The sequence below is a fragment of the Rhodococcus sp. D-46 genome (assembly GCF_011290655.1).
GTDB lineage: Bacteria > Actinomycetota > Actinomycetes > Mycobacteriales > Mycobacteriaceae > Rhodococcus_F > Rhodococcus_F qingshengii.
In genome coordinates this window covers 83,300-107,067 of the sequence record NZ_JAANTF010000009.1, presented here as the reverse complement: position 1 = coordinate 107,067, position 23,768 = coordinate 83,300, and the positions used below count along the sequence as shown (strand labels likewise).

Annotated in this window: 22 protein-coding genes; 12 read left to right on the top strand and 10 right to left on the bottom strand. The window is 63.2% G+C overall.

The window, feature by feature from the left end; translation table 11 throughout:
* Positions 1-105: 105 nt before the first annotated feature.
* The 11 genes from tkt (at position 106) to G9U53_RS23480 (ending at position 10,342) form a co-directional block, all read left to right on the top strand.
* On the top strand, positions 106-2,208 hold the full coding sequence (gene tkt, locus G9U53_RS23530) for a transketolase (protein WP_003944976.1): 2,103 nt from the start codon (positions 106-108) through the stop codon (positions 2,206-2,208).
* 5 nt (positions 2,209-2,213) lie between these two features.
* Positions 2,214-3,338 (top strand): transaldolase, encoded by a 1,125-nt coding sequence (gene tal, locus G9U53_RS23525; RefSeq protein ID WP_165639254.1) that lies wholly within the window; start codon positions 2,214-2,216, stop codon positions 3,336-3,338.
* A gap of 4 nt (positions 3,339-3,342) precedes the next feature.
* Positions 3,343-4,887 carry a glucose-6-phosphate dehydrogenase gene (gene zwf, locus G9U53_RS23520; RefSeq protein ID WP_003944956.1) on the top strand — a complete coding sequence of 515 codons (1,545 nt, stop codon included), beginning with the start codon at positions 3,343-3,345 and terminating at the stop codon, positions 4,885-4,887.
* On the top strand, positions 4,887-5,795 hold the full coding sequence (gene opcA / locus G9U53_RS23515) for a glucose-6-phosphate dehydrogenase assembly protein OpcA (protein WP_003944921.1): 909 nt from the start codon (positions 4,887-4,889) through the stop codon (positions 5,793-5,795). Before zwf ends, opcA begins: the two co-directional genes overlap by 1 nt.
* A complete protein-coding gene (pgl, locus tag G9U53_RS23510) occupies positions 5,788-6,528 on the top strand; it encodes a 6-phosphogluconolactonase (protein WP_165639253.1) in 741 nt (246 codons plus the stop codon). Before opcA ends, pgl begins: the two co-directional genes overlap by 8 nt.
* 352 nt (positions 6,529-6,880) lie before the next feature.
* Positions 6,881-7,801 carry an SDR family oxidoreductase gene (locus tag G9U53_RS23505; protein ID WP_030536406.1) on the top strand — a complete coding sequence of 307 codons (921 nt, stop codon included), beginning with the start codon at positions 6,881-6,883 and terminating at the stop codon, positions 7,799-7,801.
* A 25-nt stretch (positions 7,802-7,826) separates the two neighbouring features.
* On the top strand, positions 7,827-8,171 hold the full coding sequence (locus G9U53_RS23500; protein ID WP_165639252.1) for a DUF1801 domain-containing protein: 345 nt from the start codon (positions 7,827-7,829) through the stop codon (positions 8,169-8,171).
* A gap of 32 nt (positions 8,172-8,203) precedes the next feature.
* Positions 8,204-8,926 carry an AAA family ATPase gene (locus tag G9U53_RS23495; protein ID WP_165639251.1) on the top strand — a complete coding sequence of 241 codons (723 nt, stop codon included), beginning with the start codon at positions 8,204-8,206 and terminating at the stop codon, positions 8,924-8,926.
* Positions 8,927-8,953: 27 nt separating this feature from the next.
* Entirely contained in the window at positions 8,954-9,274 is a 321-nt protein-coding gene (locus tag G9U53_RS23490; RefSeq protein ID WP_003944891.1) for a TfoX/Sxy family protein, read from the top strand.
* A 134-nt stretch (positions 9,275-9,408) separates the two neighbouring features.
* Positions 9,409-9,657, top strand: a complete 249-nt coding sequence (locus G9U53_RS23485; protein WP_207624530.1) for a hypothetical protein — start codon at positions 9,409-9,411, stop codon at positions 9,655-9,657.
* A 172-nt stretch (positions 9,658-9,829) separates the two neighbouring features.
* Complete coding sequence (locus G9U53_RS23480) at positions 9,830-10,342, top strand: hypothetical protein (RefSeq protein ID WP_225320373.1); 513 nt, start codon at positions 9,830-9,832, stop codon at positions 10,340-10,342.
* Here G9U53_RS23480 and G9U53_RS23475 read toward each other — a convergent pair.
* The 3 genes from G9U53_RS23475 to secG all read right to left on the bottom strand — a co-directional run bounded on the left by G9U53_RS23475 (position 10,329) and on the right by secG (position 14,330).
* Positions 10,329-11,114, bottom strand: coding sequence for an oxidoreductase (locus tag G9U53_RS23475; protein WP_042919818.1), 786 nt, complete (start codon positions 11,112-11,114; stop codon positions 10,329-10,331). The two genes, G9U53_RS23480 and G9U53_RS23475, sit on opposite strands and share 14 nt — an antisense overlap.
* Before the next feature lie 104 nt (positions 11,115-11,218).
* A complete protein-coding gene (ppc, locus tag G9U53_RS23470; RefSeq protein WP_064688252.1) occupies positions 11,219-13,993 on the bottom strand; it encodes a phosphoenolpyruvate carboxylase in 2,775 nt (924 codons plus the stop codon).
* Between the two features lie 103 nt (positions 13,994-14,096).
* Positions 14,097-14,330: a preprotein translocase subunit SecG gene (gene secG, locus G9U53_RS23465; protein ID WP_003944946.1), complete on the bottom strand. Its 234-nt coding sequence runs from the start codon at positions 14,328-14,330 to the stop codon at positions 14,097-14,099.
* A 209-nt stretch (positions 14,331-14,539) separates the two neighbouring features.
* On the opposite strand from secG, the gene G9U53_RS23460 reads away from it, so the two are divergent.
* Entirely contained in the window at positions 14,540-15,310 is a 771-nt protein-coding gene (locus G9U53_RS23460; protein ID WP_064688467.1) for a tyrosine-protein phosphatase, read from the top strand.
* A gap of 90 nt (positions 15,311-15,400) precedes the next feature.
* On the opposite strand, the gene tpiA is transcribed toward G9U53_RS23460, so the two are convergent.
* The 7 genes from tpiA to uvrC all read right to left on the bottom strand — a co-directional run bounded on the left by tpiA (position 15,401) and on the right by uvrC (position 23,723).
* Entirely contained in the window at positions 15,401-16,186 is a 786-nt protein-coding gene (gene tpiA / locus G9U53_RS23455; RefSeq protein ID WP_042445664.1) for a triose-phosphate isomerase, read from the bottom strand.
* Positions 16,187-16,192: 6 nt separating this feature from the next.
* On the bottom strand, positions 16,193-17,404 hold the full coding sequence (locus G9U53_RS23450) for a phosphoglycerate kinase (RefSeq protein ID WP_003944901.1): 1,212 nt from the start codon (positions 17,402-17,404) through the stop codon (positions 16,193-16,195).
* A gap of 17 nt (positions 17,405-17,421) precedes the next feature.
* The gene (gap, locus tag G9U53_RS23445) at positions 17,422-18,441 is read right to left on the bottom strand and encodes a type I glyceraldehyde-3-phosphate dehydrogenase (protein WP_003944851.1); all 1,020 of its coding nucleotides are present in this window, start codon (positions 18,439-18,441) and stop codon (positions 17,422-17,424) included.
* 158 nt (positions 18,442-18,599) lie between these two features.
* A complete protein-coding gene (gene whiA, locus G9U53_RS23440; RefSeq protein WP_021344225.1) occupies positions 18,600-19,577 on the bottom strand; it encodes a DNA-binding protein WhiA in 978 nt (325 codons plus the stop codon).
* Positions 19,574-20,638 carry a uridine diphosphate-N-acetylglucosamine-binding protein YvcK gene (gene yvcK, locus G9U53_RS23435; RefSeq protein ID WP_064688254.1) on the bottom strand — a complete coding sequence of 355 codons (1,065 nt, stop codon included), beginning with the start codon at positions 20,636-20,638 and terminating at the stop codon, positions 19,574-19,576. The genes whiA and yvcK overlap by 4 nt, the downstream gene beginning before the upstream one ends.
* Positions 20,635-21,534 (bottom strand): RNase adapter RapZ, encoded by a 900-nt coding sequence (gene rapZ, locus G9U53_RS23430; RefSeq protein ID WP_003944872.1) that lies wholly within the window; start codon positions 21,532-21,534, stop codon positions 20,635-20,637. The genes yvcK and rapZ overlap by 4 nt, the downstream gene beginning before the upstream one ends.
* Positions 21,531-23,723, bottom strand: coding sequence for an excinuclease ABC subunit UvrC (uvrC, locus tag G9U53_RS23425; protein WP_003944805.1), 2,193 nt, complete (start codon positions 23,721-23,723; stop codon positions 21,531-21,533). Before uvrC ends, rapZ begins: the two co-directional genes overlap by 4 nt.
* Positions 23,724-23,768: the final 45 nt, after the last annotated feature.

Sequence of the window (23,768 nt, the reverse complement as noted above, 5' to 3'; positions counted from 1 at the left end):
GGAACCGAATCGACCCGGACAGCCAGGACCATTAGGCTGGGTTACGCAGTGGAGGGACACCCCACCCTCGCAATCCACGTACACCATGTCAGGAGACATCTGCCAGTGTCGATCACAGACGAGATCCACGTCCTCACGCAACCCGTCCACCCCTCGGACTGGACCGACCTGGACACCAAGGCTGTCGATACCGCCCGCGTGCTCGCCGCCGACGCGGTTCAGAAGGTCGGCAACGGCCATCCCGGAACTGCAATGAGCTTGGCGCCGTTGGCATACACCCTCTTCCAGCGCGTCATGCGCCACGATCCTTCGGATGCAGAATGGGTCGGCCGTGACCGCTTCGTTCTCTCCTGTGGCCATTCATCCTTGACGCTGTACACCCAGCTCTACCTGTCGGGCTACGGTCTCGAGCTCGCTGACCTCGAAGCTCTCCGCACGTGGGGCGCACTGACCCCCGGCCACCCCGAGGTCGGCCACACCGTCGGCGTCGAGATGACCACCGGTCCGCTGGGCCAGGGCCTTGCGTCCGCAGTCGGTATGGCGATGGCTGCGCGTCGTGAGCGTGGGTTGTTCGATCCGGAGACCCCGGTCGGCTCCTCCCCCTTCGACCATCACATCTACGTGATCGCGTCCGACGGTGACATCGAAGAAGGCGTTACGTCCGAGGCCTCGTCTCTCGCCGGTGTCCAGGAACTGGGCAACCTCATCGTCTTCTACGACGACAACAAGATCTCCATCGAGCACGACACCACCATCGCTCTCGGCGAAGACGTCGGAAAGCGATACGAGGCATACGGCTGGCACGTTCAGCACGTCGAAGGTGGCGAGAACGTCTCCGGCATCCTCGACGCGGTTGCCGCGGCCAAGGCCGTCGTCGATCGTCCCTCCATCATCTTGCTCCGCACCATCATCGGTTTCCCGGCTCCGAAGAAGATGAACACCGGCGACGTCCACGGCTCCGCTCTCGGTGCCGACGAAGTTGCAGCGGTCAAGGAAGCCCTCGGCTTCGATCCGGCCAAGTCCTTCGACGTCGACGCCGACGCCCTGGCTCACGCCCGTGAGGTCGTCTCCCGCGGCGCCGACGCACGCAAGGCATGGCAGGTCGAGTTCGACGCGTGGGCTGCACGTGAGACCGAGCGCAAGGAACTCTTCGACCGCCTGTTCGCCGGTGAGTTCCCTGCCGGCTGGGCCGACGCTCTCCCGACCTACGAGGCCGACGCCAAGGGCGTTGCGACTCGCAAGGCCTCCGGTTCGGCGCTCAACGCGCTCGGACCGATCCTGCCCGAGCTGTGGGGCGGCTCCGCCGACCTCGCCGGCAGCAACAACACCACCATCAAGGGCGCAGATTCGTTCGGCCCGTTCTCCATCTCCACAAACGACTGGAATGCGCAGCCTTACGGCCGCACGCTCCACTTCGGCATCCGCGAGCACGCGATGGGCTCGATCCTCAACGGCATCGCGCTTCACGGACCCACCCGCCCGTACGGCGGAACCTTCATGGTCTTCTCCGACTACATGCGTCCGGCGGTTCGCCTGGCCGCACTGATGAAGACTGCCGTCACCTACGTCTGGACCCACGACTCCATCGGTCTCGGCGAAGACGGCCCGACCCACCAGCCGGTCGAGCACCTCGCTGCTCTTCGTGCGATCCCGAACCTCGCCGTCGTCCGCCCGGGTGACGCCAACGAGACCTCTTTCGCATGGCAGGCAGCACTCGAGAACAAGACGGGCCCGACGGCTCTGGCACTCACGCGCCAGGACATCCCGGTTCTCGAAGGCACCAAGGAGAAGGCTGCCGAGGGTGTCAAGCGCGGCGCTTACGTCCTCGTCGACGCAGCCAACGGTTCGCCCGAGGTCATCTTGCTGGCGACCGGTTCCGAACTGCATCTGGCCACCGAGGCTCGCGAAACCCTCGAAGCTCAGGGCGTCGCAACCCGCGTCGTTTCCGTGCCGTGCCTCGATTGGTTCCTCGAGCAGGATCAGGCGTACCGCGACGAGGTCATTCCGCCCGCCGTGCGCGCGCGTGTGTCCGTCGAAGCCGGCATCGCGATGCCGTGGTGGCGCATCCTCGGCGACGCCGGTCAGGCCGTCTCGCTCGAGCACTACGGCGCTTCCGCCGATTACAAGACCTTGTTCCGGGAGTTCGGCATCACTGCCGACGCGACTGTCGAAGCCGCGCAGCGCTCCCTCGCAGCTGTGAAGGGATGATCTCGATGACACAGAACGTGAATACCGAAAAGCTCTCCGCTGCAGGCGTTTCCATCTGGCTCGACGACCTCTCGCGGGATCGCATCCAGTCCGGCAACCTGCAGAACCTCATCGACACGAAGTCGATCGTGGGTGTCACGACCAACCCGTCGATCTTCCAGGCGGCACTGTCCAAGGGATCGGCGTACGACGCTCAGGTCCGTGAGCTCGCACAGCGCGGCGCCGATGTCGACGCCACCATCACCGCGGTGACCACCGACGACGTGCGTGCTGCGTGCGACATCCTGGCTCCGCAGTTCGAGGCGTCGAACGGCGTCGACGGTCGCGTGTCCATCGAAGTTGATCCTCGCCTGGCACACGACACCGACGCCACCGTCGCGCAGGCGATCGAGCTGCACAAGATCGTCGATCGCCCGAACGTCCTGATCAAGATTCCCGCGACGCTGGCAGGCATTCCCGCCATCGCCAAGGTGATCGGTGAGGGCATCAGCGTCAACGTCACCTTGATCTTCTCGGTCGAGCGCTACGAGGCAGTCATGGGCGCATACCTGGAAGGTCTGGACACCGCCAAGGCTGCCGGCCGCGACATCTCGTCCATCGAGTCGGTCGCCTCGTTCTTCGTCTCCCGCGTGGATTCCGAGATCGACAACCGCCTCACGGCAATCGGCACGCCGGAAGCCCTCGAGCTTCGTGGCAAGGCTGCACTCGCAAACGCACGTCTGGCGTACAACGCGTACCAGCAGATCTTCGAGGTGCAGCCGCGCTTCCAGGCTCTTCTGGCCGACGGCGCCAAGGCTCAGCGTCCGCTGTGGGCGTCGACCGGCGTGAAGAACCCGGATTACCCCGACACTCTCTACGTCACCGAGTTGGTTGCGCCGAACACGGTCAACACCATGCCGGAGAAGACGCTCGACGCTCTCGCCGACCACGGCGAGATCACCGGCGACACGATCTCGGGCACCGCTCAGAAGTCACAGGCGGTCTTCGATCAGCTCGCTGCAGTCGGCATCGATCTTGCGGACGTGTTCAAAGTCCTCGAGACAGAGGGCGTCGACAAGTTCGAGGTGTCCTGGAACGAGTTGCTCGACGCAACCGCCGAGCAGCTCCGCGCAGCAACCCAGAAGAGCTGAGCCTGTGAGCGATTCCGCGGCGGCATCAGATTGGGTGAATCCCCTTCGGGACAGCACCGACAAACGGCTTCCGCACATTGCGGGGCCCTGCGCCCTGGTGATTTTCGGTGTTACCGGCGACCTTGCCAGGCGCAAGCTCATGCCCGCCATCTACGACCTCGCCAACCGTGGACTGTTGCCGCCCGGATTCGCTCTGGTCGGGTTCGCCCGGCGTGACTGGACGGACGAGGACTTCGCGAACGTCGTCCTCGAAGCAGTCAAGGACGGCGCTCGCACCAAGTTCCGTCAGGACGTCTGGGAGAGGCTCGCCGAAGGTATCCGGTTCGTGGAGGGCAGTTTCGACGAGGCCGAGGCCTTCCAGAACCTGTCCGACACGTTGGCCACGCTCGACAACGAACGTGGTATCGGCGGCAATCACGGTTTCTACCTTGCGATTCCGCCCAACGCGTTTCCTCAGGTGCTCGAGCAACTGTCGGCGTCGGGCCTCGCGCAGGCCGAGGACGGTCAGTGGCGACGAGTCGTCATCGAGAAGCCGTTCGGCCACGACCTCGAGAGCGCTCGCGAACTGAACGCCGTCGTCAACAAGGTGTTCCCCGAGGACACGGTCTTCCGTATCGACCACTACCTCGGTAAGGAAACCGTCCAGAACATTCTGGCTCTGCGCTTCGCGAACCAGTTGTTCGATCCGATCTGGAACGCGCACTACGTCGACCACGTTCAGATCACGATGGCCGAGGACATCGGCCTCGGTGGACGCGCGGGGTACTACGACGGCATCGGCGCGGCCCGTGACGTGATCCAGAACCACCTGCTGCAGTTGCTCGCGTTCACGGCGATGGAAGAACCCATCAGCTTCGAGCCGCTCAATCTGCAGGCGGAGAAGATCAAGGTCCTCTCGGCTACTCGCCTTGCCGAGCCCCTCGACGAGACCACCGCCCGCGGCCAGTACGCGGGCGGCTGGCAGGGTGGGCTGCCGGTGGTCGGGCTCCTCGAAGAAGACGGCTTCGCAGCGGACTCCATCACGGAGACCTTTGCCGCCATCACCCTCGAGGTCGACACCCGCCGCTGGGCGGGTGTGCCGTTCTACCTGCGCACGGGCAAACGACTCGGACGCCGTGTCACCGAGATCGCGGTGGTGTTCAAACGTGCACCGCACCTACCGTTCGACAAGACGATGACCGAAGACCTCGGCCAGAACGCTCTGGTCATCCGCGTGCAGCCCGACGAGGGCGTCACCATGCGGTTCGGCTCGAAGGTTCCCGGATCGAGCATGGAAGTCCGTGACGTCAACATGGACTTCTCGTACGGCCAGGCTTTCACCGAGTCGTCTCCGGAGGCGTACGAGCGGCTCATTCTCGACGTGTTGCTCGGCGAGCCGTCTCTGTTCCCGGTGAATGCCGAAGTCGAATTGTCTTGGGAGATCCTCGATCCCGTCCTCGAGCACTGGGCTGCCGGCGGTAAGCCGGAACCCTACGAGGCCGGAACGTGGGGACCACCGTCTGCGGACGAAATGATGCAACGCACCGGACGCGAATGGAGGCGACCCTAGTGATTCTCGATTTGCCGTCCACCACCACGGTCCAGGTCAGCAAGAAACTGGTCGAGGTACGTAAGACCGGCGGCGCTGTCACCTTGGGACGAGTGTTGACGCTCGTCGTCTGCACCAGGGACACCGGGAATGCCGAGGAAGCCATCGAGGCCGCCAACGAAGCAAGCCGCGAGCACCCATGCCGCGTCATCGTGCTTCTGCGTGGCGACGAGCAGAGTGAGCCCAGGCTCGATGCTCAGATCCGTGTCGGCGGGGACGCCGGCGCCTCGGAGGTTGTCGTGTTGCGTCTCTACGGTCCGCTTGCGGATCACGAGAGCAGCGTCGTCATCCCGTTCCTGCTCCCCGATACACCGGTAGTCGCGTGGTGGCCCCTCGAGGCACCCGAGATTCCGGCCAAGGATCCCGTCGGGAAGCTCGCGATACGGCGCATCACCGATGCCACCGGCGCCCCCGATCCGACCGCCACCATCAAGGGGCGACTCGCGTCGTACACCGCCGGCGATACCGATCTCGCCTGGAGTCGCGTCACCTACTGGCGCGCGCTCCTCGCGTCGGCTCTCGATCAGCCGCCGCACGAGAAGATCACCTCAGCGGTGGTCTCCGGTCTCAAAACCGAACCGGCACTGGATATTCTCGCCGGTTGGTTGGCGGCCAAGATCGACGGTCCGGTCATTCGACGTACGGGTGAGCTGACGGTCGAGTTGAAGCTCGAGACCCGCAGTATCTCCATCAGTCGTCCGCAGGAGGGCACGACCGCTACGTTGATCCGCACCGGCCAGCCTGACGCGCTGGTTTCTCTGGGTCGTCGAGAGACACGCGATTGCCTCGCCGAGGAATTGCGTCGGCTCGATCCGGACGAGATCTACGAAGAAGCTCTGGCCGGATTGGAGAAGGTGACCTATGAGTGATGTTGTCGTGGAGAAGTTTTCCGACGCCGGCCAACTTGTCGACGCTGCCGCCGCACGCCTGGTCACGACCATCGTCGATGCCCAGAAGGCTCGCGGGTTTGCGTCCATCGTGCTGACTGGCGGTGGAACCGGCATCGCACTTCTCGAGAAGTTGCGTGAAGCTCCCGGCGACATCGACTGGTCGCAGATCGATCTGTACTGGGGCGACGAACGGTTCCTGCCGTCCGGCGATCCCGAGCGGAACGAAGTGCAAGCACGTGAGGCGCTTCTCGATCATGTGCCGGTCGATCCCGACAGGGTACATGCGATGGCCGCATCCGACGGTATCTACGACGGTGATCCACACGGGGCGGCGACGGCGTACGAACAACTGCTGGGCGCCCAGGCACACGGGAATCAGGTTCCGACGTTCGACGTGCACCTGCTCGGTATGGGCGGCGAAGGACACGTCAACTCGTTGTTCCCGCATACCGACGCTGTTCGCGAAGAAGCGCGTTTCGTAGTCGCGGTGACGGACTCCCCCAAGCCGCCATCGGTGCGGATCACCCTCACGTTGCCTGCTGTTCGGCGAGCCAAAGAGGTCTGGCTGCTCGTCTCGGGTGCTGCAAAGGCCGAGGCCGTTGCCAAAGCCGTCGGAGGTGCTTCGGCCGACGACTGGCCGTCCGCCGGCGCCACCGGTTTGGTTGCGACACGTTGGTTCCTCGATTCGGACGCTGCCTCGCAGCTTCCCTGATCTGATTTCACAGATCTGATTTCACAGATCTGATTTCACAGATCTGATTTCACACCGGTCGGGAATCGTCTTCGGGCGATTCCCGGCTTGGTGGTACGTCGACGACTTCCTCACCGTGGCGACTTTCGACTACCCGCCGAGTCCGGATCCGATGCGAATTTCCTTTTGACGGAACGGAACTCAATCCCGAGATCCCGTTTCTCCAACCAGCACTGCGCCCCACACAACGATCCATCTCTCCCCTACCTCCTTCATCCGAGTGATTACTACCTTGGACGCCGCGAAGTAAGGTTCGGTTCCGCAGATCGCGTTCACTCTTGAACGAAGCAATCCAGGCGAGAACAATCGAACAATGTCGTGGACACCGAATCCGGACGCACTTCGCGGGCGAGTGGCTGTAGTTGCCGGGGCGACGAGGGGCGCCGGACGCGGAATCGCCGCGGCCTTGGGCGAGGCCGGTGCAACCGTCATCTGCACTGGCCGGAGCACATCTGCCGGAATTCTTCAGTCGGACTATCCGCGCGGAGAGACAATCGAAGAGACGGCAGAGCTGGTCACCGAGCTGGGCGGCGTCGGCGTGCCGATTGCCGTCGATCATCTCAAGAGCAAACAAGTGGCTGATCTCGCCGAACGCTTGCGAATCGACTATCACCATATCGACATCTTGGTCAACGACATCTGGGGCGCGGAATTACTCAAGGGTGGGCCGGCGGAGTGGAACACGCCGGTATGGGAACACGATCTGGACAAGGGGTTTCACATCTTGCGTCTGGCAATCGACACCCACATCACCACGTCGCACCACCTCCTGCCGCTCATGACTGATCGGCCAGGCGGACTGGTCGCCGAAATAACCGATGGCACTACCGAATACAACGCATCGAACTATCGCATCTCGGTGTTCTACGACTTGGCCAAGGTGTCCGTGAACAGGCTCGCATTTTCGCAAGGCCACGAACTTGCCCCGTTCGGCTGTACTGCCGTCGCCATCACTCCCGGGTTCCTGCGATCGGAGATGATGCTCGAGAATTTTGGTGTCGGCGAATCGAATTGGCGTGACGCTTTGTTGCCGGAGCGGGATGGTCCGACTGCGCCCGCGGATTTCGCACGCTCCGAGTCACCGAGATTCATCGGACGTGCGATCGCGGCCATCGCTGCCGATCCGAATCGACAGCGATGGAATCAGCGATCGGTCAGTTCAGGCGAACTCGGAACGGAATACGGGTTCACCGACGCGGACGGCAGCCGCCCCGATTTCTGGCGGACCAAATGAATCCGGCTGCGATTATGATCCGCGCATGGCCGAATTCGCGACGATCGACGAATACATCGCTTCGATTCCCACCGACGTGCAACCAGCCCTCGAGAGTATCCGCGAGACGATTCACAACACGGTTCCAGGCCTCGATGAGACCATCAGCTATCAGATGCCGACCATGACGGTGAACGGAAAGAACCTGATTCACTTCGCAGGCTGGAAAAACCACATCTCGATGTACCCGCTCCCGGCGGGTGACGCCGAGTTCGAGAAGTCCGTCGACCCTTACCGGGCTGCGAAATCAACGGTGAAGTTCCCGCTGAACAAACCGATCCCTCTCGATCTCGTGGCTCGGATCGTCGAATTGCTCGCGCAGCGCCACTAACGTCCGTTCTCGTCGGAGCCTTGTGAGAACGTATGGCCGTGCAGAGACAACCCATCCGCCGCATCAAGGCCGGGCCATCGTCGGGCGCCGACGTAGGCAGCTGGCCGATGACGGTGCCTGTAGTCGCGCAGATCGTTCAGCACGGTCTCGAGCTTCCACCGGGTGTCACCATTCTGGTCGGCGAAAACGGAGCGGGAAAGTCGACCGTCATCGAAATTATTGCCGCCGTTCTCGGTCTCAACGCCGAAGGCGGGTCGACCAATACGCGGCATCAGACTCGATCGAGTGAACCGGGCGGCCTCGACCTTGTGATCGAGCGGAGTCCCGGAGCATCGAAGTGGGCGTACTACCTCCGAGACGAAACCCTGCACGGTTTGTACACGTACTTGGAGGACAACCCCAATCCCAAGCGACCTGAACCGCTTTACCATCACCTCTCCCACGGTGAGGCGCTGCTCGAGATCCTGTCGTCGAGGACCGCCGACGGCGGCTTCTATCTCATCGACGAACCCGATGCCGCACTCTCCTTCCAGGGGACCCTGACACTGGCGGCGCTGCTCGGCGAGCTGGTGGAATCCGGCGCGCAGGCGGTGATCGCGACGCACTCGCCGATCATCGCGGCGCTGCCGAACGCCAACCTGCTCGAGATCGGCGAATGGGGAATCCGAGCCTCGAGCTGGGAGGACCTCGATCTGGTCTCGAACTGGCAGCGGTTCCTTCACGACCCGCACACGTACCTGCGCCATCTGATCTAACCTGGAACTCCACCCCAGGAGGCCTCCATGGCATACGACAAAGCGCTGGCTGAGCGTATCCGCGATGCGCTCTCGGGCGAGGACGACGTCGAGGAAGTAAAGATGTTCGGTGGGCTGAGCTTCATGGTGAACGGGAAGCTGGCCGCCAGTGCGAACTCACACGGCAACATCATGGTTCGGTGTGACCCCGATCGAGTCGACGAGCTTCTGACGCACAAGGGTGCAAGTTGGCCCGAGATGCGGGGTAAGCCGATGAGCAAGGGATGGATCGTCGTCGACCGAACCGGGACGAGTTCGAACGTCGAATTCAACGCGTGGATCAAGGAAGCTCTGGACTTCGTTCACTGACAGCTGGGGTGCGTTGCCGAAGATATCTGACGAGATTGGTGTGGCCGCGGGCTCTCGCGTCGATGAGAGACTGAACCGTGCCCGATCGACCTGAGATTGTCTGTATCTGCGGCTCTGCGCGATTCGCTGAAGAGATGCGGGAGGCGAACCGCGACCTGACGTTCGCGGGCGTGATCGTCGTCGCGCCGGTTGAAGCAGACGAGGCGGTCTCTGTCGAGCAGAAGAACCTGCTCGACGCGCTCCATCTGCGCAAGATCGACCTCGCCGATCGGGTTCTGGTCGTCAACCCTCGCGGATACATCGGTGAGTCCACGCGCCGAGAGATCGCGTACGCGCGCGCCGCCGGCAAACCAGTGTCGTTCACGACGCCGTTTGATCAGTAAGCGCCTCGTCGGTGCGGGCCGCAACGAATATTCTCACGCCGAGTTGCTCGAGCCCTAGCGCCGGTTCGATCAATTTCGCTCGATTCGGCAAAAGTGAACTGGGCGGCCCTTAGACTCCGGAAAAGCATTGGATTGGGCGGCTCGACGCCGCGGAGGAAAGGTGGTCCGTCGCGTGACGTTCACACCCAACCAGCCGGATCACCAACGCGCCTTCGGGTTTCAGACGCCGTCGACCCGCGCAATTCCCTCCCTCATGCCCGACCGTTTCGGACCTAGCCTCATCGGATCGCTCTGGGCGTGCGCCGGGATCGTCGCCGGAAGCCTCGGCCCGTGGACGTCATCCTCCGCACTGGACCACAGTGGTATCGACGAATGCGGAGTGATCACTCTCGTCCTCGCTCTCTGCGCGGTGACCGCGCTGATCACCCTCATGGTTCGAGACGTCACGCCCGAGATCAAGAATCACTGCACCGGCCCTTTGGTCGGAATCGCGGTCTTGATCGTTGCCGTCGGAAACGCCGCGTCCATCGTGCGACGTAGTACCGAGTTCGCAGGGCACACTGCCGGACCGTCCATCGGGTGGGGACTGTGGGTGGTCATCGCGGCCGCAGTGATCCTGTGCATCACGTCGTCGACTGTCGCGCACATGATCAGGTTTCAGGCAGCAATGATCACAAGGTCTTGATCAGACCGCCGTCGATCACGAAATCCGCGCCTGTCACGTTCCCCGCACGATCGCTGGCGAGGAACAACACCAGGTCGGCAACCTCTTCGGGGAAGGTGAACCGCCCAGTCTCGGCTCCGGCCGCGGCGCTTTCGACGATGTCGTCGGCGGCTGATCCACTCGCCTTCGCCAGCGTCGAGGCCACTCCGTGCTTGCCGAGCCACAACTCCGTTTGCACCGGGCCAGGGCTGACGGTATTGACGCGGATCCCCTGCCCGCCCAGTTCTTTCGACAACGACTTCGAGAAGTTGGTCAACGCCGCTTTGGCGGCGCTGTAGTCGATCACCGTGGGGTCAGGTAAGAATGCGTTGACCGAACTGATCGTCACGATGCTCCCGCCACCTCGGCGGATCAACTCCGGCAGCGCAGCGCGAACAGTGCGTACAGCCGACAAGAACGTCAGATTGAACGACGCCGCCCACTCTTCGTCTGTGATGGCCGCGAAACCGCTCGTTCTCGGGGTGACGGCGCCGACGTTGTTGACCAGGATGTCGACGCCGCCCCTCGCTGCTGCAACCTCGAGCAGTCGGGTTGATCCTTCGACACTCGCGAGGTCGACGCCGACAAAGGTGACGGCGCCGCCGGACTGCAGCGATTCGAGTTCCGGCGAGAGCGTCCGCGAGCCCGCGACGACGTGGACTCCCTCGGCCACCAGGGCCCGAGTGATCGCCAACCCGATACCTTTTCCCGCGCCGGTAACGACGGCAGTTCGTCCGTCCAATTGCAGATCCACTGCGGTCCCCGTTCGGTCCGGTGCGCAGCGTTGGGTGTGCGTGCGACAGCTCTAGAGTCGCCGCACGCACACCCTGGTAAACCTGCAGAACCAGCCGCTGTTACCTAGCCACTGTTACGAAGCGCAGTGGCAAGGCCGTTCATCGTCAGCTGGATACCCCGACGCACCTGATCGCTCTCGTCGCCGGAACGGTACCGACGGATCAGCTCGACCTGTAGATGGTTGAGAGGTTCGAGGTACGGGAACCGGTTGTGGACCGAACGCTCGAGGCCCGAGTTGTCGGCAAAGAGGTTCTCGTTGCCCGTGATTGCCTTGTACATGCGAATTGTGCGTTCGTGCTCGTCGGTGATCATTCCGAAGACTCGATCGCGCAGTTCGGCGTCGGGCACGAGGTCCGCGTACCGGGCCGCCAAACCGAGATCCGACTTCGACATCACCATGGCCATGTTCGAGAGCACGGTTCGGAAGAACGGCCACTTCTCGTACAGGGCCGTCAACGTGGCAAGCCGAGTGTCGTCTCCGTCTATCCATCTTTCGAACGCGGCGCCGGTTCCGTACCAACCCGGAAGCATCACGCGAGACTGACTCCACGAGAGCACCCAGGGAATCGCTCGCAGATCGGAGATCGCCTTGGTCTGCTTGCGCGAGGCCGGACGAGAGCCGATGTTGAGTGCCCCGATCTCGGCGACCGGTGTCGACGCTTCGAAGTACTGCACGAATCCTGTTGTGTCGTGGACCAATTCGCTGTACGCGGTGCGGGCGAGGGCCGCGAGCTCGTCCAGTACCGCGTAGGCAGCGTCGGCATCGCTGCCGAGTCCTTCGACGTCGAGCAACGTCGACTCGATAGTCGCGGCGATGAGTGTTTCGAGGTTGCGATGTGCCAGACGCGGTTCAGCGTACTTGGCCGCAATCACCTCACCCTGCTCGGTGATTCGCAGAGAACCAGCGACTGCACCGGGAGGCTGAGCCAGAATCGCTTCGTAACTCGGTCCGCCGCCACGTCCGACGGTTCCGCCGCGGCCGTGGAAGAGCCTCAACCTGATTCCGCTCTTACACGCGGCATCGACGAGGTCGAGTTCGGCACGGTACAGCGCCCAGTTGGCTGCCAGGTACCCGCCGTCCTTGTTCGAGTCGGAGTACCCGAGCATCACTTCTTGACTGTCACCACGGGAACGGACGATCGCACGATAGATCGGGATGTCGAGCGTCGCCAGCAATGTGTCGGCGCCGCCCTGCAGATCCTCGATCGTCTCGAACAACGGCACGATGCCGATCGGGCACGAGGGCTCGCTACCGACGCCCGGATCGAGCACCCCGACCTCTTTGAGCAGCACTGCGGCCTCGAGCATGTCACTGACCGAGGTACACATGCTGATGATGTAGTTGGGTACCGCACCCGCTCCGAGAACCCGCACTGCCTTGGCACCGGCCGCCATGATGGCCAGTTCCTTGGTGGTCAATTCGCTGAACTCGGCGTCCGGCGAAGTCAGTGGTCGCCGCGTCGTCAACTCGGCCGACAGCAATTCGACTCGATCGGCTTCCGGCAAGGACGCGTAGTCCGGGTGAACTCCGGCCCACGCCAGAAGTTCTGCGACGACGCTTTCGTGTACCTCGGAGTTCTGCCGCATGTCCAGACCGGACAGGTGAAAGCCGAACACCTCCACCGCTTCTCGGAGCCGATCGAGTCGATCGTCGGCGATGGTCTCGTCACCGAAACGACGCAACGAGGTGTCGATGATTCCGAGATCCCGCTGCAACTGTGCCGGGTCGGTGTACGCCTCGAGTCCGTCGTCGGAGCCGTGGGCGGGCAACTCCCCCAGTACCGTCAGTGCTGTGGCGCTCAAGCGCCCGCGGATACCGCGAATCGCGCGACGGTACGGCTCGTCGGCCCGGAAGGCAGAGTCGTCGCCGGAGCTAGACGCCAGCAGATCGAGTTCGGGCGTGACGGAAACCAGCCGCGCCGACATCGACAGTTCACGCTCGAGATGTTCGAGTTCCTCGAGGTGATGCTCGAGAGCAGTCGCCGCAGCGCGCGACGTGGCGCGCTGGACGATTTCGCCGGTCACGTACGGATTGCCGTCTCGGTCACCGCCGATCCACGAACCCGGCCTCAGGATCGGTTCCGGCAGCAGGCCAGCTTCCGGCCAACGCGCGCGCAGAGCTTTGCGAACCTCCGCATTGATCTTCGGAATCACCTCGAACAACGCTGCGTCGTAGTAGCGCAGGCCTACCTCGATTTCATCCTGGATGCGGAGGCGGCTGAGCCGGATCAGAGCCGTCTGCCACAGGGTCAGGATCTGACGGCGCAATTGCAGATCTACATCAGCGGTTTCTGCGACGCTCAGCGCCGTGCGCTCGCGGTATCGCATCAACTCGGTGATCCGACTCTGCGTCTCGAACACCGTACGGCGTCGAGTCTCCGTCGGGTGAGCGGTGATGACGGGTGAGACCAGGGCGCCCCGAAGCGCTTCTTCGACGGTGGCCGAATCGATATCGGCTGCATCAAGTTTGGTGTACGTGGCCGCGAGAGTGCTGTCGCGGGGCGGTTCCCCCGCGTTGACGTGGATGGCCCGTCGACGCTCGCGATGGATGTCCTCGGCCAGGTTGGCGAGCAGTGCGAAGTGACTGAACGCCCGGATGACGGGAATGGCGTCGTCCGTACTGATTTCGGCGAACAGCGACACCAGTTCGGCACGATCGATCTCCGAACGACGGACTCGGAACGACTCGACACGGGCTCGCTCGACCAGATCGAACACATTGTCGCCGGCTTGCTCTCGCACTATTTGTCCGAGTATTCCGCCGAGAAGCCGGATGTCTTCGCGCAGCGGCTCGGTGGCCTCTCGCGGTGTTTCTCGATGCGACGCGGTTTCAGTCATCACACAATTATCGACCGAAACAAAGAACCCCGCTCGATAGGCGGGGTTCCGTGTCTGAAATTCGTGTGTGAAAAACTACCGGCTGTAAGTCATGAGCCGAGAATCAGGCGAACTTGATCTCCAGGCCGATGCCGACGATCGAAATGAGCCAGATCAACGCGGTGAAGACCGTCAACCGGTCGAGGTTCTTCTCGACAACAGTCGATCCGGACAGGCTGGACTGGACACCGCCACCGAACAGACTCGACAAACCGCCGCCCTTACCGCGATGCAGGAGCACCAAGGCGATGAGGAGCAAGCTGGTGATGACCAGCAGGATATCCAGGAACAGTTTCATGTCTGTCTACGTCCACCAATCCAATAGGGACAACTACAACCGATAACACCATACAGGCGCGCGCAGATAGCCTGACCACATACCCGCCTCGCACATGACTTTGCACCCGGCCAGGCACGATTCTTGGTCAGTGGCATCGATCACACTGTCGAGATACCGATTCAGTAGTTTTTCAGTCGACGCGACTCTACCTCCGAAAGGCCGGCTCCATGCTTTCCGACACTGCCCTGCCCAACACACCGCGTCTGGCTTCGATTCACAACTTCCGCGACGTGGCCGGCCCCGGGTACGTCACGACCAGCGGACAGGCGATGAGCCGCGGAGTCTTCTACCGTGCAAACGTACTGACGCCCTCGCCCGAGGATCTTGCAATCGTGGAATCGCTGGGGCTGACCGCCGTCTATGACGTGCGCTCCGAAACCGAGGCGAACGAAACTCCCGACATCGTGCCGGCGCCGGCGATGTACGCCCACATTCCCATCCTGTCCGGAAACATCCACGCCGAAGCGATGGCTCTCCGAACAGCGGACGCTGCAACAGCTTTCATGCAGAACATCAATCGCAGCTTTGTCGCAGACCCCGTCACTCGGAACGGATTTTCGCAGTTGTTCGCCGCCCTGGCGACCACCGAGGGGCCGCAACTCTTCCACTGCACGGCGGGCAAGGACCGAACAGGTTGGGCGGCAGCACTACTGCAGACACTCGCTGGTGTACCGCGCGAAACGATCACGGCGGACTACCTGCTCACGAACACGTACTCGGCCGAGTACATCGATGCAACAGTCGCGAAGATCGCCGCTGCCACAGATGCAGACAAGGGCGAGGTGATCCGGTTGCTGCTTTCCGTCGACGCGAGTTACCTGGGCGCTGCCTTCGAGCAGGTCGAGCACCACTACGGGACCGTCGAGAACTATCTGACCGCCGGGTTGGAGCTTGCTCCCGAACTCGTCGGCGCTCTGGAAACCAAACTGGTGAGCTGACTCGCGAACAAAAAAACTGCGGGTGTGTGACCTACTCGGTCACACACCCGCAGTCTTAGTCTCGAGCAGTTTCAGCTCACTACCCGATCATCACGGGAGTGGACCGCCTGCAGCGATCGCAGACAGTGTCGCGAACTCGTCAGCCTTGAGTGACGCGCCGCCGACAAGAGCGCCGTCGACGTCGGTCTGGCCGACGATCTCTCCGACGTTCTTCGAGCTGACGCTACCGCCGTACAGAACGCGAACGCCGGCCGCGACCTCGGCGTCGGCAAGTTCGGCCACTGTTGCTCGTACCGCAGCACACACTTCCTGTGCATCGGCGGCAGAAGCGACACGGCCGGTGCCGATGGCCCAGACAGGTTCGTACGCAATGACGATCTTGGAGATCTCCTCCGCGCTCAGGCCCGCCAACGAACCCTTGAGCTGGTCGACGTTGTAGGCGACATGCTCGCCCGCTTCGCGGATCTCGAGGCCTTCGCCGATGCACACGATCGGCGTGAGGCCGTTCTTGAGAGCAGCCTTCGTCTTCGCGAGGACGGTCTCGTTGGTCTCACCGTGAAGGGTGCGACGCTCGGAGTGGCCGACCACGACGAAGGTGCAACCGAGCTTGGCCAGCATGGAGCCGCTGATCTCGCCCGTGAACGCACCCGAGTCATGAGCCGAGACATCTTGCGCGCCGTACGTGAGGAGGAGCTTGTCGCCCTCGATCAGCGTCTGGACGCTTCGGATGTCGGTGAACGGCGGGATGACCGTGACGTCCACTTTGTCGAAGTACTTCGCAGGCAAGGAGAAAGCGATCTTCTGCACCAGGGCGATAGCCTCGAGGTGGTTCAGATTCATCTTCCAGTTGCCGGCGATCAACGGCTTACGTGCCATGTCGGATCAGCCTTCCAGTACTGCGATGCCAGGCAGCTCTTTGCCCTCGAGGTACTCGAGGGAAGCGCCACCACCGGTGGAAATGTGCGAGAAGCCCTCGTCCGGGATACCGAGCTGACGAACGGCTGCTGCGGAGTCGCCGCCGCCGACGACGCTGAAGGCGCCCTTCTCGGTTGCCTCCACGATTGCCTCGGCGACACCGCGGGTGCCTGCCTCGAACTTCGGGAACTCGAACACGCCCATCGGGCCGTTCCAGAACACCGTCTTGGCGCCGGTCAGGATCGCGGCAAAGCGCTTGACCGACTCCGGTCCGATGTCCAGACCCATCCAGCCGTCGGGAATCTTGTCGAACGGAACGATCTTCGACTCGGCATCGGCCGAGAAGGAGTCCGCGACGACAACATCCTGAGGGATGTGGATGACGTCGGCGTACCGGTCGAGGAGATCCTTGCAGGTCTCGATCATGGACTCTTCACACAGCGAATTGCCCACGGACACACCCTGAGCCGCGAGGAACGTGTAGAACATTCCGCCGCCGATCACCAGGGTGTCGACCTTCGGCGCCAGTGCCTCGATGACGGCCAGCTTGTCCGAGACCTTGGAGCCACCGAGCACCACCGCGTACGGACGCGCTGCGTCCTGAGTGAGCTTGGCGAGCACCTCGACCTCGGCGCCGACCAGGTATCCGGCGTAATGCGGGAGCAGCTTCGCGACGTCGAAGACCGACGCCTGCTTACGGTGAACAACACCGAATCCGTCGGAGACGAATGCGCCGTCGTCACCGACCAGCTCGACGAGAGCCTTGGCGAGCTTGACCCGCTCGGCTTCGTCCTTGCTGGTCTCGCGAGGGTCGAAACGGATGTTCTCGAGCATCAGGACGTCACCGTCGGTGAGTCCTTCGGAACGAGCCAGCGCGTCCTGTCCCACGACGTCACCGGCGAGTTGCACGTTGCGACCGAGGATTTCGGCCAACTTCGCGGCAACCGGTGCGAGGGAGAACTTGGGATCGGGCTGACCGTCGGGGCGCCCGAGGTGCGCGGTCACGATGACCTTCGCTCCACCCTCGGCAAGTGCCCGCAGGGTGGGAGCGGACGCGACGATGCGACCCGGGTCCGTGATTTCTCCGCCATCCAACGGGACGTTGAGGTCGGAACGCACCAGTACGGTGCGCCCTTCGACCCCAGCGTCCAGCAGATCCTTCAGCGTCTGAACTGCCACTGTTATCGAAACTCCGCTCAGAGAGACTTGGCGACGAGGCCGATGAGGTCGGCGAGGCGGTTGGAGTAGCCCCACTCGTTGTCGTACCAGGAGACGATCTTGACCTGGTCGTCGATGACCTTCGTCAGACCCGAGTCGAAGATCGACGAGTGCGGGTCGGTGACGATGTCCGAGGAGACGATCGGTGCGTCGGTGTACTTCAGGATGCCCTTGAGGGGTCCTTCGGCAGCAGCCTTCATCGCAGCGTTGATCTCGTCGGCGGTGGCCGACTTCTTCAGGTTCGCGGTGAGGTCGGTGACCGAGCCCGTGGGGATCGGCACGCGCAGTGCGTAGCCGTCGAGCTTGCCGAGCAGCTGCGGGAGAACCAGGCCGATTGCCTTGGCTGCACCGGTACCGGTGGGAACGATATTGAGGGCAGCTGCGCGGGCGCGACGGAGGTCTGCGTGCGGAGCGTCCTGCAGGTTCTGATCCTGGGTGTACGCGTGGATCGTGGTCATCAGACCCTTGACGATGCCGAACTCGTCGTCGAGAACCTTGGCGATGGGGCCGAGGCAGTTGGTGGTGCACGACGCGTTGGAGATGATGTTCTGGCTGCCGTCGTACTTGTCGTCGTTGACGCCCATCACGATGGTGATGTCTTCACCCTTGGCCGGAGCCGAGATGATGACCTTCTTGGCGCCGGCTTCGAGGTGTCCCTTGGCCTTTGCGGCGTCGGTGAAGATGCCGGTGGACTCGACGACGACGTCGACGCCCAGCTCGCCCCAGGGAAGTTCGTTCAACGGGCCACGGTGTGCGAGGGCCTTGATGCGCTGATCGCCGACGACGATCGTGTCGTCACCGTCGAGCGACACGTCGTACGGCAAACGGCCGAGGATGGAGTCGTACTTCAGCAGGTGAGCGAGCGTCGCGTTGTCAGTCAGGTCGTTGACTGCCACGATCTCGATATCGGTGGTTCCGAGCGCCTTCTGCGCATCCACCGCCCTGAAGAAGTTACGTCCGATACGGCCGAAACCGTTTACGCCAACCCGGACAGTCACAATTCGCTCCTTTGACCATGATTCTGGTGTGCAACTTGACCCACGCATACTCCGAATCCGTGTGTGCACGACGCGGACGTGGGGTTCATCGGTCGATGTGACTCATACCCTAATGCGCGTGGCCCGAACGTGCGCAGCCCACCCTGACGGAGGGCAGGTCACCCCTCTTCGAGTAGCTCCACATTCACTGCGGATTCGGTGTCGGGTATGCCCGTTTCCTTGGCCTTGCGATCAGCCATGGACAGCAGGCGACGGATACGTCCGGCAACGGCGTCCTTGGTCATCGGCGGGTCGGCCAACTGGCCGAGTTCTTCGAGGGACGCCTGCCGATGCTCGACGCGCAGTGCACCCGCCGCCGCGAGGTGATCGGGCACGTCCTCACCGAGGATCTCCAACGCACGCTCGACGCGCGCAGCAGCCGCAACGGCAGCGCGAGCAGAGCGTCGCAGGTTTGCGTCGTCGAAATTGGCGAGACGATTGGCGGTGGCGCGGACCTCGCGTCGCATCCGCCTCTCCTCCCACACCAGGCGTGTGTCCTGGGCTCCCATTCGGGTCAGGAGATCGCCGATGGCCTCACCGTCGCGGATCACCACACGATCCGTTCCGCGAACCTCACGTGCCTTCGCCGAGATCCCCAGACGCCGCGCAGCTCCAACCAGAGCAAGTGCAGCTTCCGGGCCGGGGCAGCTCACTTCGAGCGCCGACGAACGGCCGGGTTCGGTCAGGGAACCGTGCGCGAGGAACGCACCGCGCCACGCTGCTTCGGCGTCGCCGACACTTCCGCCGACGACCTGCGCAGGTAAGCCGCGAACCGGGCGCCCGCGAAGGTCGAGCAGTCCCGTCTGGCGCGCGAGGGCCTCACCCTCCTTCGCTACACGCACGATGTAGCGAGCGGACTTTCGAAGCCCGCCCGCACTGAGTACGTGCACGTCGGCACTGTAGGTGAACAGGTCGAATATCTCCCGGCGCAGACGTCGCGCCGTGGAGCCCAGATCCACCTCTGCTTCGACGACCACCCGGCCGCCGACGATGTGGAGCCCACCGGCAAAGCGCAGCAACGCGGAGACCTCTGCCTTGCGGCAGCTGACCTGAGTCACCACTAACCGGCTCAGTTCGTCCTTGACCTCCGCTGTCATTGCCACGAAGCGTTCTCCCTCTGTTCTTCGGATTGCTGTTCTTGCAGGGAAGACTGTGTCGAATCCCCTACTGCCGCACTGCTCGACAGTTCAGCCAGTACATCGGCCAGTTTTGCCGGATCGTGTACATGCGCTGCGCCCGGTGAGGTGTCCGCGACATCCGCGTACCTGACTTCGGCTGAAAATTGATCCGCCGCACGCTGCAGATGTTCACGTTCACGCCCGGCCGGTACCGACGCCGAGTCGACCACCACGTAGTCGACCCGGAAATCGGGCACGTGTTGGGAGAGTACGTGCAGGTGACGCTCCGCGGAGAATCCGGCGGTCTCCCCCGGCTCGGGTGCGAGATTGAGCACCAGTACTTTTCGAGCCGTCGTCGACGACAGTGATTCGACGAGTTCGGGTACCAGGACGTGTGGGATCACGCTCGAGAACCACGATCCCGGGCCGAGAACCACGAGATCGGCCCGATCGATCGCAGTCACGGCATCGGGGCACGCGGGCGGATTGGACGGGAGCAGTCTCACACGCCGAACCTTGCCCGGGGTCGTCGCGACGGCAACCTGTCCACGAATGCAGCGGCTGACGCGGGGGTCCTCTTCGAGTCCCTGAACGTCGGCTTCGATCTCGAGCGCGATCGGCGACATCGGCAGCACACGGCCACGGATTCGCAGCAGTCGCGCCATCTCGTCGAGCGCGACGACCGGATCGCCGAGCACCTCGGTCAGTCCGGCCAGGATGAGATTGCCCACCGAATGCCCGGCAAGTGCGCCGACACCGCCGAAGCGATGCTGAATGGTCCGAGTCCAGTCGACTATCTCGGGTTCGTCCGACGCGAGAGCTGCCAGCGCCATCCGGAGGTCTCCAGGCGGGATGACGCCGAGTTCGGCGCGCAGCCGGCCCGACGAACCACCGTCGTCGGCGACCGTGACCACGGCGGTGACGTCGACCGTCAAGCGTCTGACGGCCTGGAGCGTGGCGAACAATCCGTGCCCGCCGCCGAGCGCGACGATGGCCGGCCCTTCGGGTGTCTCCCGCGAGCGATGTGTCGGTTCACTCATTCGCGCCCCAGATCCCGGTGCACGATGCTGACCGAGATGTCGTCCTCGGAACCCAAACGCCTCGCGAGAGCTTCGGACATGGCTACGCTTCGGTGCTTACCGCCGGTGCATCCGACCGCAATTGTCATGTAGCGCTTTCCTTCTCGTCGATATCCGGCGATCGTCAAATCCACCAGATGTCGGTAGGTGTCGAGATAGTCTTCCGCGCCCTCGCGGGACAACACGTAGTCGCGGACGTCGGCATCCTGACCGGTGTGCGGGCGAAGTTCAGGGATCCAGTGGGGATTGGGCAGGAAACGAACGTCACAGACGAGATCGGCGTCCATCGGCAGGCCGTACTTGAATCCGAACGACTGGACCGTCACCTTCATCGTGCGGTTGGCATCGTTTCCGAACGCCGTTTCGATCTTCTGACGCAGCTGATGCGCCTTCAGTGCCGACGTGTCGATGACCAGATCGGCGGCCGCCTTCACCACGGCCAACTGCCGACGCTCGGCTGCGATCCCTTCGGACAACGTGCCGTCGATGCCGTCGTTCTGCAACGGATGACTGCGGCGCACCTGTTCGAACCGTCGGATCAACACGTCGTCCGACGCTTCGAGGTACAGCACCCGAGTATGGATCGGTTCCGCCTCGAGTTCGGTGAGCACCCACCCGAGATCGCCGGTGAAGAGTCGACTCCGCACGTCGATCACGACGGCCAGACGATCGACCGGCGGATCGGAGGTCAGGCTCAGACCGACCATTCGGGAAATGAGCTCAGGTGGCAAATTGTCCGCGACATACCAGCCGAGGTCTTCGAGCACCTTGGCAGCGGTACTCAAACCTGCTCCGGACAATCCCGTCACCAGCAGGAAATCCATCGTTCGACTGTCTTTGGCGCTGTCGGTAGTCACTGTGCACTCGGCCCCGTCGTCGGCATGGACAATTCTCGCGACTCGGAGCCCTCGTCACCGCTACCGGATTCGGCGCTGGGCGCGTCAGCAGACGTAACAGACGATTCGGATTCCGTGTCCAGCTCATCATCCCCTACCGCGGCTGGCAGCGCTCGAGCTTCAGCGCCCGCGTCGGCTGCAGCCGAATCCGTGCCGAGTGCGGCCAGAACTGCTGTGGCGGTGGTCTCACCGATACCGGGGACCTGCATGATCTCCTCGACCGTTGCCGTTTTCAGCTTCGCCACGGAACCGAAGTGAGCCACCAGAGCGGTTCGACGAGTTTCACCGAGCCCCTTGACCGAATCCAGAGCCGAAGCCGTCATCCGCCTCGAGCGTTTGCTGCGATGGAACGTGATCGCGAAGCGGTGGGCTTCGTCTCGGATGCGCTGCAGTAGGTACAACGACTCGCTCGTCCGAGGGAGGATGACCGGATCTTCTTCCCCCGGTACCCATACCTCTTCGAGTCTTTTGGCCAACCCGACTACCGCGACGTCAGTGACCCCCAGCTCGTCGAGGACCGCCGCTGCCGCCGTGACCTGAGGGGCGCCGCCGTCCACGACGAACAGATTGGGCGGATAGGCGAACCGCCGAGGCCGGCCCGTCGCCGGGTCGATCGCCGCTTCGGGAGCCAGATCCCCACCGTCCGAGTCCATGGTCGACGCCGACGCCGCGAGGACGCCCAGGTCGCGGTTGTGGCGCAGGAACCGCCGACGCGTGATCTCCGCGATACTCGCGACGTCGTCGGAATGACCGTCGCCGGCAGCTTCCTTGATCGCGTAATGGCGGTAGTCCGACTTACGCGGGAGCCCGTCCTCGAACACGACCAGTGACGCCACGACGTCGGTTCCCTGGACGTGACTGATGTCGATGCATTCGATTCGTAGCGGAGCCGAGTCCAGGTCCAGTGCTTCCTGGATGCCCTGCAGCGCCGCGGAACGCGAAGTGAAATCGCCGGCGCGCTTGAGCTTGTGCTGCGCCAGAGCCTCTTTCGCGTTTCGCTGGACTGTTTCGGCGAGGTCTTTCTTGTCGCCGCGTTGCGGAACCCGCAGTTGCACTTGCGATCCCCGAAGCTTGCTCAGCCACGCCTGGATCTCGGTCGCGTTTGCCGGCAGAACCGGCACCAGAACTTCCTTGGGAACTGCGCTGATCCCGGCCTCGGAACCCGCTCCCGGGTCGAGGGCCGCCTGCTCCCCGTAGAACTGGGTGAGGAACTGCTCGACCAGGATCGGCAGGTCGGACTCGGCGTCGAGTGCGGCCCAGTCGATGGCGTCGCCTGCCTTCTCCACGACCCATCCACGCTGACCCCGCACGCGTCCGCCCCGCACGTGGAACACCTGAACGGCGGCTTCGAGATCATCGGTGGCAAAGGCGACGAGATCGGCGTCGGTGCCGTCACCGAGTACGACGGCCTGCTTCTCGAGCGCCTTGCGCAAAGCCCCGATATCGTCACGCAGACGGGCTGCGGTCTCGAAGTCGAGATCCTCGGAAGCCTGCTGCATGCGCTTTTCGAGATCTTTGACCAACTTGTCCGTGCGGCCGGCGAGGAAGTCGCAGAAATCTTCGACGATCTGACGATGCTCCTCGGCGCTGACTCGCCCAACGCAGGGCGCCGAGCACTTGTCGATGTAGCCGAGCAGACACGGCCGGCCGATCTGGTTGTGCCGTTTGAAGACTCCGGACGAGCACGTTCGTGCGGGAAAGACTCGTAGCAGCAGATCGAGAGTTTCGCGGATCGCCCAGGCATGGGAGTAGGGACCGAAGTAGCGGACACCCTTGCGCCGCGGACCGCGGTAGACGAACAAGCGCGGGAACTCTTCGTTGAGCGTCACAGCGAGAACCGGATACGTCTTGTCGTCGCGGTACCGGACGTTGAACCGCGGATCGAATTCCTTGATCCAGTTGTACTCGAGCTGAAGCGCTTCGACTTCGGTACTGACGACGGTCCACTCGACGCTGCCGGCGGTGGTCACCATCTGCCGAGTACGGGGATGAAGTGTCGTGACGTCCGCGAAGTACGAGTTCAAACGTGAACGGAGGCTTTTCGCCTTTCCGACGTAAATGACCCGACCATGCGGATCGCGAAATTTGTAGACGCCCGGCGCAGCCGGAATGGTTCCGGTAGCGGGGCGGTAAGTCGAGGGATCCGGCACGGTTTCAGGTTAGTCGCCGCCACCGACCGACTCGGAAACGCGCAG

What these genes read in the sequence shown, in the direction of transcription:
- tal (WP_165639254.1), top strand. Translation starts at nt 2,214, where the DNA reads ATGACACAGAACGTGAATACCGAAAAGCTCTCCGCTGCAGGCGTTTCC.
- pgl (WP_165639253.1), top strand. Translation starts at nt 5,788, where the DNA reads ATGAGTGATGTTGTCGTGGAGAAGTTTTCCGACGCCGGCCAACTTGTC.
- G9U53_RS23505 (WP_030536406.1), top strand. Translation starts at nt 6,881, where the DNA reads ATGTCGTGGACACCGAATCCGGACGCACTTCGCGGGCGAGTGGCTGTA.
- G9U53_RS23500 (WP_165639252.1), top strand. Translation starts at nt 7,827, where the DNA reads ATGGCCGAATTCGCGACGATCGACGAATACATCGCTTCGATTCCCACC.
- G9U53_RS23495 (WP_165639251.1), top strand. Translation starts at nt 8,204, where the DNA reads ATGGCCGTGCAGAGACAACCCATCCGCCGCATCAAGGCCGGGCCATCG.
- G9U53_RS23490 (WP_003944891.1), top strand. Translation starts at nt 8,954, where the DNA reads ATGGCATACGACAAAGCGCTGGCTGAGCGTATCCGCGATGCGCTCTCG.
- G9U53_RS23485 (WP_207624530.1), top strand. Translation starts at nt 9,409, where the DNA reads ATGCGGGAGGCGAACCGCGACCTGACGTTCGCGGGCGTGATCGTCGTC.
- ppc (WP_064688252.1), bottom strand. Translation starts at nt 13,993, where the DNA reads ATGACTGAAACCGCGTCGCATCGAGAAACACCGCGAGAGGCCACCGAG.
- secG (WP_003944946.1), bottom strand. Translation starts at nt 14,330, where the DNA reads ATGAAACTGTTCCTGGATATCCTGCTGGTCATCACCAGCTTGCTCCTC.
- G9U53_RS23460 (WP_064688467.1), top strand. Translation starts at nt 14,540, where the DNA reads ATGCTTTCCGACACTGCCCTGCCCAACACACCGCGTCTGGCTTCGATT.
- tpiA (WP_042445664.1), bottom strand. Translation starts at nt 16,186, where the DNA reads ATGGCACGTAAGCCGTTGATCGCCGGCAACTGGAAGATGAATCTGAAC.
- whiA (WP_021344225.1), bottom strand. Translation starts at nt 19,577, where the DNA reads ATGACAGCGGAGGTCAAGGACGAACTGAGCCGGTTAGTGGTGACTCAG.
- yvcK (WP_064688254.1), bottom strand. Translation starts at nt 20,638, where the DNA reads ATGAGTGAACCGACACATCGCTCGCGGGAGACACCCGAAGGGCCGGCC.